Genomic DNA, 7737 nt, shown 5'->3' on the forward strand with positions numbered 1-7737 from the left:
GCTCCCTGCTCCAGGGGTCCTCGTAGCTCCCGCAGCACATCTGGCAGGTGCACGCGAGCCCGGCCCAGACCAGGCATCCGGCGATCAGCCCGCGCCGGTCGCGGGGCGGGCTGATCGCCGGATGCCTGGTCTGGGCCGGGCTCGCGTGCACCTGCCAGATGTGCTGCGGGAGCTACGAGGACCCCTGGAGCAGGGAGCGACGGCAGGCGCCGTGCAACAACTGCGGCGACTGCTGCGAGGCGTGCGACTGCTGCAGCAAGTGCGGTGAGGGGTGCTGCTGCTGCGGCGACTCCTGCGGCTGCGACTGCTGAGCAGGCGTCAGATCACTTCTGCTCGGGCGGCGAGATCCCGGCGGCCGTGTTCGCGGACTCGGTGGCGGCCCGCTTCTTCGGGGACCGGTCGGAGGCCCCGTCCTCCGGGAGAGCGGAGCGTTCCGCTCCGCATGCACCGGCTCCACGCCGCGGTCGCACCTCGGCCTCCCGGGGCCGGTGTGGAAAGGTTGACCGCATGAGCACGGACGCACAGCAGCAGGAGCAGGGCGGCGGGCCGGACGCCGCACGGGACTGGCAGCGGTGGCACGAAGGGCGCGTCGCCGCCGTCGCCGCCCCGTACGGCCCTCTCTCCCTGACCGGAACCCACTGGCTCTCCGACTACCCGGAAGGGCGAATTCCGGCCGTCCCGGGACACTGGCGCGAGGACGCCGACGAAGTGGTCCTCACGGCCGCCGCCGAGGACGGCGTCGTCGTCGACGGCAAGCCGCTGACCGGCGAGATCAGGCTCGGCGTGGACCGCGGGCCGATCGACGGCTCCCGGGTGGCGCAGGGGGAGCGGCGGCTGGTGGTGCTCCGCCGTGAAGGGCTGTGGGCGGTACGGGTCTTCGATCCGGGATCGCCGGCCCGGCACGCCTTCTCGACCATCGAGGCCACTCCGTACGACCCCCGCTGGACGCTGCCGGGGACCTTCCGTCCCTACGGCGGGGACCGGACCGTACGGGTGGTCAACGCGGACGGGGTCGAGCGCGGTCTCGGCCTCGATGGCGAGATCGCCTTCACGGTGGACGGCGACGAGCACACGCTCCAGGTCGCGGTCGAACCCGACGGGTCGCTGTGGGCCGTCTTCGCCGACGCGACCAGCGGGAACGGCAGCTACCGCTTCCGTTTCCTGCGGCCCGGCGCGCCCGCCGCCGACGGCAGCGTGAGCGTCGATCTCAACCGCGCTCTGCTGCCGCCGTGCGCCTTCGCCGATCACTTCATCTGCCCCTTCCCGCCCCCGGGCAACACGCTCTCCGTGGCGGTCCCGGCGGGGGAGCGGAACCGGATCGACGCCTGACCGCGAGAGACCACCCCGGCCCCGGGAGCCCCACGGCTCCCGGGGCCGGGGACGTGTGTGACCCGCGTGGCCGAAAGGCATTCTTGCGCCCGCTGTCCGGCCGACCCGATACTCCGGTCAGCGATTGTCAGGGGCACGGCAACTCCGGATCCGGACAGGCCCCCGACTGCGCCTCACGGGCCCACCACCCCACAGGAGGGCCCCCGATTCCCCTCGGAGGAACCCGAAGTGAGGATCAAGCGCACCAACAACGGCTCGAACCCGGCCAGACGCGCCCGTACCACGGCCGTACTCGCGGGGCTCGCCGCCGTCGCGGCGATGGCCGTTCCCACCGCGAACGCCGAAACCCCCCGGACGTTCAGCGCCAACCAGCTGACCGCGGCGAGCGACGCCGTGCTCGGCGCCGACATCGCGGGCACCGCCTGGAACATCGACCCGCAGTCCAAGCGTCTCGTCGTCACCGTCGACAGCACGGTCTCGAAGGCGGAGATCAACCAGATCAAGAAGTCGGCGGGCCCCAACGCCGACGCGCTGCGCATCGAGCGCACCCCGGGCAAGTTCACCAAGCTGATCTCCGGCGGCGACGCGATCTACTCCAGCACCGGACGCTGCTCCCTCGGCTTCAACGTCCGCAGCGGCAGCACCTATTACTTCCTGACGGCCGGCCACTGCACCGACGGCGCGAGCACCTGGTGGGCGAACTCGGCCCGCACCACCGTGCTCGGCACGACCTCCGGGTCGAGCTTCCCGAACAACGACTACGGCATCGTGCGCTACACCAACAGCAGCATCACCAAGAGCGGCACGGTCGGCAACCAGGACATCACCAGCGCCGCCAACGCCACCAACGGCATGTCCGTCACCCGCCGCGGCTCCACCACCGGCACCCACAGCGGTTCGGTCACCGGACTCAACGCCACCGTCAACTACGGGGGCGGCGACGTCGTCTACGGCATGATCCGCACCAACGTGTGCGCCGAGCCCGGCGACTCCGGCGGCCCGCTCTACTCCGGCACCCGGGCGATCGGTCTCACCTCCGGCGGCAGCGGCAACTGCTCCTCGGGCGGAACGACCTTCTTCCAGCCGGTCACCGAGGCGCTGAGCGCGTACGGCGTCAGCGTGTACTGACCGGTCCCGCCCCGGCCAGGTACGGAGCAGTCCGTACATACGTGCCCCCGTCCGGAATTCCGGACGGGGGCTCCCGCTCGCCGGGGAGCTCTTGAGAGGATGTCGCCACGACGGGTCGCCGCCACACGGCGACAGGGGCGGGGCGACGGGGCGGGCGCGCCCCGGGCCGTGCTCCGCTGGCAAGGGGGTAGCAGGTCCGTGAATCGCATCGGAGTGACCGGTCACCGCTCCATCCCCGCCGAGGCCGAGGAACATGTGCTCGCGGGGCTGCGGGCCGCGCTGTGCGGCCTCGACGGCACGACGCAGGTGCTCTCCAGTCTGGCGGTCGGCGCCGACCAGCTCTTCGCCGGCCTCGCCCTCGCCTGCGGCGCCGAACTGACCGCCGTGATCCCCAGCGGCGACTACGAGGCCTGTTTCGAGAACGCCGTCGACCTCTCCCGCTACCGGACGCTCAAGGCGCGCGCGGTGCGGGAGGTCCGGCTCGACTTCCCGCACTCCACCGACGAGGCGTACTACGCGGCGGGCGCCTACATCGCCGACCACTGCGACCGGCTGCTCGCGGTCTGGGACGGCCTCCCGGCCCGGGGCCTCGGCGGCACGGGCGACATCGTGACGTACGCCCGCGCCCTGGGCCGCCCCGTCACCGTGATCTGGCGCGACGGGGTGCTGCGCGGCTGACCGGAGGACGCCCACCGGACCCGCCGTACGGGAACGGGGCTTCCGGTCCCGTACGGCCTCTTCGCCTCACACGCGATGTCTGACGAGCCAGTCGGTGTGCTCGGGCGACACGATCCGCTCGGTCTCGAAGACCGCCGCCGGCCAGTGCCGCTCGGTGAGGGTGGTCTCCATGGCGGCCTGCATCGACTCCAGATCCTTCTCCACCAGCGAGTGCGCCGAGATCAGCGGATGGTGCCGGCGCATCTCGTTCCAGGCGAGACAGGCCGCCGCCGCCGCGGAGAACGCCCCCGTCAGGCCGAACGAGCGTGCCACCCCGAAGACCTGGAACACACTCAGCGCCAGCGCCGGGAGCGTCAGCGCGACGATGGCGCCCGACCACAGGAGCGCCCCGCGCCGGGAGGCCTGCTGACGTCTGCGGTACCAGCGCCGCTGCTCGATGAGCCGGTCCCGTACATACGTTTCCTTGCGCACCGTGTAGGCCTTGTTCCGTAACGCCCGCATGGATTCCGTGATGAGGCCGCCGGAATCCGGCAGTTCCTCGCGGGGATCGGCCCAGCCCACTTTCCGCAGCTCCTGGAGGCCGTCCTCCAGGCGATTGGCGAACAGCGCCTCCGGGTGCTCGGACGCGCTGTCGAAGGGTGCGCCGTGGACCGCGTAGCGCCAGCAGTTGGACTTGATGAACTCGGCGGCCGAGCGGTTCAGTTGCCAGTGCGACTTTGCTTTGCGGTGGGAGGCGAGGAAGGTCGCGAAGAGCACGCCCAGATAGGCCAGCACCGCGGCGCCGTACAGGGCGCGGGCCGCCGGACCGTCCTCGGTGTGCCAGGGCAGCGCCGCGGGCACCGTGCCCGCCACGAGCAGCGCGAGCTGCGCCCGGGTGGTGTTCACGGCCTCACGCTGGCGGGCCACGGCGACCGCGTCCGTGTGGTGGAACAGCGCCGGCAGGTCATCGTTCCTGAAGACCATGGATCTCAGCGGCTCAGGCAACGCCGTCATGGACGCCTCCGTCTGCAGTTGTCGTATGACCCGGCCGGTCGTGGCGCCTGCCCCGCCCGGGCCATGAGAGTAGGGGGGAGGGCTGGACGCGGCAAGAGCGTCCCGGCTCCTCGGACGGTCACCACGAAAGGGTTCGGCCACTTCCGCGCGGGTGTCCTTCCGCACCTCGCGGCACTGTGGCAAGGTTGTCCAACTATGTTCATCGACACGTGAGTTGCTGCCCCCTCCGTGGCGGGCGCGACCACCTCCGGGCGGGAGGGGTCATCGAGAGTGACCGGGGCGTGGGTGTGCTCCCGCAGCGGTGCGCCGAGCGGGTCGAGGCGCCGTGCGCCCGGGTGCGGATCACGGGCGCCGTGGGCCGGCTTCCTGGACCGCGTGCGCGTCGCCCGGGCGCAACACGACCTCCCTGGCGAGAAGCTGGTGAACGGGTGAACCGTCGTCCCGCCGGAGCCTCGCGCCGCCCGCCGTCCGGGACGCGCGCGGTGCGCGCGCCCGGCACCTGTGCGAGCGGTCCCGCCGGTGGCGGGAAGCCTCTCACCTGCGCGTGCCGACGGCAGCGGGGCCGGCCCCCGGGCCCGCCGGTTCCGCCGCTCGCCCCCCGCTCACCCGAGCGGCCGAGCGGAAGGTGTGTTTCGAGTTTCGCATCCAGGTGTGAAGGCCGCTCCGCCGGCATGTGGAAGAGGCTCCGCGGTAGTAAAGTGCGCGTGCCGGGACGTGTGATGACACGGAATCCGGCAGCATTTCAATGTCCGGAAACAGACCCCTTCAGGATCCCCCTAGGACGGCCGTGAAGACCTACGGAACCACCCCCGCCTTCGCCTCTGCGAAGACCCGCGCGACCCTCTCGGCGACCGACGTCCGCAGCGCCGAGGCCGCCAGGAAGATCAACCGCGTATGCGGTGCGACAACGGCCAGGTCCACCCGGATCTCCACGTTCAATTCGGCTCTCTGAGCCGACGTCAGAAGCGGCTAGAATGACGGGATGACAGGACCCCTGGTCCCCTTCCGTGAATTCGTGCTGAAAGTGCACAGCAGGTGCGATCTGGCCTGTGATCATTGTTATGTCTACGAACATGCCGATCAGAGCTGGCTGACACGCCCCAAGACCATCTCTGACGAGGCAATTTCCTGGACTGCCCGGCGCCTGGCCGAGCATGCGACGACTCACGCGCTTCCCTCCGTAACAGTGATCCTGCACGGTGGGGAACCGCTCCTGGCGGGGCCCGCGCGACTGCGACGGGTCTGCGAGGAGCTCGGCTCGGCCCTGAACGGCATCGCTGAGCTGGACCTCAGGATCCACACCAACGGCGTCCAGCTCAGCCCTCGTTACCTCGACCTCTTCGACGAGTTCCACGTCCGGGTCGGGATCTCGCTCGACGGCGACCGCGCGGCCAACGACCGCCACCGCCGATTCGCCAATGGACGCAGCAGCCACCCGATGGTGCTGCGAGCCGTCGAACTGCTCCGCGAGGAGCGCTACCGCCACCTGGACCTCGGCCTGCTGTGCACGGTCGACATCCACAACGACCCGGTGGCCGTGCAGGACGCTCTCGCCGGTCTCCAACCCCCCCTCGTCGACTTCCTGCTGCCGCACGCCACCTGGGACGACCCGCCCCCGCGGCCGGACGGATCGCCCACCGCGTACGCCGACTGGCTCCTGACGGTCTTCGACCGCTGGACGGAGCAGGGCCGCCCCATGCCCGTCCGCCTGTTCGCCTCCGTGCTCTCCAGCCTGAACGGCGGCCCCAGCCTCACCGAGTCCCTCGGCCTGGCCCCCACCGACCTCGTCGTCATCGAGACCGACGGGCAGCTGGAACAGGTCGACTCGCTCAAGAGCGCCTACGAGGGCGCCGCCGCCACCGGGTTCGACGTCTTCCGCAACACCTTCGACGAGGTCGCGGCCCACCCCGGCGTCCGGGCGCGGCAGCTCGGTCTGGCCGGGGTCAGCGAGACCTGTCGCCGCTGCCCCGTCGTGCGGTCGTGCGGCGGCGGGCTCTACACCCACCGGTACCGCTCCGACAGCGGCCCCGGAGGTCTCGACAGCGGCTTCGACAACCCGTCGGTCTACTGCGCCGACCTGGCCGCCCTGATCCGCGGCATCGAGGAGCGCACGGCCGCGGCCACCGAGTCGCCCGCCGTCCGGGCGCCGGACGAACTGCTCGCCGCCCATCAGGACCTGACCCGGACCCTGCTCGCGGCTCTCCACGACACCCTCGACGGCCGGGGCGGGGCCCTCTGGGACGACGCCTGGCGGCTCGCGGCGACGCTGGAGGCCGACCCCCCGGGCGCCGATGCGCTCGACACGGTGCTCGCGCACCCCTACACCCGCACCTGGCTGATCGGCGCCCTGGAGGACGTCGAGGCGGGCCGCGGCATGACGGGGCCCGCCTCCGAACGGCTCGGCGCCACCGTGGCGGCCGCAGCCGTCCGTGCCGGACGCGACCTGTCCGTGCCCGTGGCCTACCGCGACGGAAGCCTGTATCTGCCCACCCTCGGCGCCGTGCTCCTCGGCGGCCCGGGGGAGCGGGGAACGGCCGTGGTGCGCGCCACGGGCGACGGATTCCTCGTCCGACGCCCGGAGGACACGCCCGGCACGGAGCTGCGCATCGCACCCGATGAGCCCGAGGGCCCGCACTGGCTGCCCGTGCACGTCCTGCGCCGGGCGCCCGCCCCCGTACTCCTGCTGGACGACCTAGACCCCCTCCGTGACTGCTTCGACGCCCCCGCGACCGGCCGCCTGGAAACGGAGGAGGCCGACGCCTGGGCGCACCGGGTCGGCGAAGCCTGGTCGCTGCTGGCCGACGCCGTACCCGGCCAGGCGGCCGAGGCGGCCCGGGCGCTCACCACACTGACCCCGCTGTTCTCCGGTGACGCCGAGCCGGGGCGCCACGGGCCCGGCGCGCTCGGCGTCGGGCCATCGGTGGAGGCGAACGAGCTGGCACTCGGTCTGCTGAGCGGATTCCGCCGGGCGAAACTGCGGGCGCTCGGTGAAGTGACGGATCTTTACGCCTTGGACGGTACCTGGGAACATCGGACGCCTTGGGGGAACGAACACGTGACGTTCTCCCGACTGCTGGCCGAGACATTCGAACGGGCGGGGCTCGGGCTTTACGACCCGCGCTTCCTCACGGGTGTTCCGGAAGCTCTCGACAAGATCGAAAACGCGGCGGAGGTGACGGTCGACGGAAAACAGCTGATCTCCGCTGTCCGCAAGGAGATCAGCGGAACACGGAGTGCGACCGAGAAGAATCGCGGCAGGAGCTCCCCGTCGTCCGGTCAGGCGCCGAACATCCTGGCATCTGACCAAAAAGTGACGTGCGAATGACCGAACGGCAGGGGGGTGGAAAGCGGTCCGCTCCGGAATGATGAGTTCGCTTCCACTCCCTTCCTCATTCTGGGATGCGAGTGCTCACACAGGACGGGGGTCGTGTGCACGCATCGACGCAACAGCGAGCGGTGGGCCATCGGCCGTATTTCTTTCTGAGTTACGCCCACACGCCGGGGTACGGCGGCGGCACGGACCCCGATATGTGGGTCGAACGGCTTTTCCAGGACCTCTGCGGCCACGTGATGGCCATGACCGACTTACCCGCGGGCGCGCCCGCGGGC

At 71.3% G+C, this 7737-nt stretch carries 6 protein-coding genes and 2 pseudogenes; 7 read left to right on the forward strand and 1 reads right to left on the reverse strand.

Annotated elements, in window-relative coordinates:
• Positions 1 to 89 precede the first annotated feature (89 nt).
• From CR470_RS40890 to CR470_RS33855, 4 genes and pseudogenes are all read left to right on the forward strand, one after another.
• A pseudogene (locus CR470_RS40890) lies at positions 90 to 311 on the forward strand (hypothetical protein); the annotation flags it as partial.
• Positions 312 to 507: 196 nt separating this feature from the next.
• On the forward strand, positions 508 to 1329 hold the full coding sequence (locus tag CR470_RS33845; protein ID WP_097871270.1) for a DUF1684 domain-containing protein: 822 nt from the start codon (positions 508 to 510) through the stop codon (positions 1327 to 1329).
• A 228-nt stretch (positions 1330 to 1557) separates the two neighbouring features.
• A complete protein-coding gene (locus CR470_RS33850; protein ID WP_097871271.1) occupies positions 1558 to 2457 on the forward strand; it encodes a S1 family peptidase in 900 nt (299 codons plus the stop codon).
• 198 nt (positions 2458 to 2655) lie between these two features.
• Positions 2656 to 3135 (forward strand): hypothetical protein, encoded by a 480-nt coding sequence (locus CR470_RS33855; RefSeq protein ID WP_097871272.1) that lies wholly within the window; start codon positions 2656 to 2658, stop codon positions 3133 to 3135.
• A gap of 66 nt (positions 3136 to 3201) precedes the next feature.
• Here CR470_RS33855 and CR470_RS33860 read toward each other — a convergent pair whose 3' ends face one another.
• Positions 3202 to 4128, reverse strand: a complete 927-nt coding sequence (locus CR470_RS33860) for a DUF4231 domain-containing protein (protein WP_097871273.1) — start codon at positions 4126 to 4128, stop codon at positions 3202 to 3204.
• Positions 4129 to 4915: 787 nt separating this feature from the next.
• On the opposite strand from CR470_RS33860, the gene fxsA reads away from it, so the two are divergent.
• From fxsA to CR470_RS40125, 3 genes and pseudogenes are all read left to right on the forward strand, one after another.
• Positions 4916 to 5080 carry an FxSxx-COOH cyclophane-containing RiPP peptide gene (fxsA, locus tag CR470_RS33865; RefSeq protein WP_073805814.1) on the forward strand — a complete coding sequence of 55 codons (165 nt, stop codon included), beginning with the start codon at positions 4916 to 4918 and terminating at the stop codon, positions 5078 to 5080.
• 30 nt (positions 5081 to 5110) lie between these two features.
• Positions 5111 to 7453, forward strand: a complete 2343-nt coding sequence (fxsBH, locus tag CR470_RS33870; RefSeq protein ID WP_097871274.1) for a radical SAM/SPASM protein FxsBH, inactivated beta-hydroxylase extension form — start codon at positions 5111 to 5113, stop codon at positions 7451 to 7453.
• A 74-nt stretch (positions 7454 to 7527) separates the two neighbouring features.
• Positions 7528 to 7737: pseudogene (locus CR470_RS40125) on the forward strand (FxsC protein); the annotation flags it as partial.

Source organism: Streptomyces sp. rh34, assembly GCF_002551245.1.
In the GTDB taxonomy this organism is placed as follows: domain Bacteria; phylum Actinomycetota; class Actinomycetes; order Streptomycetales; family Streptomycetaceae; genus Streptomyces.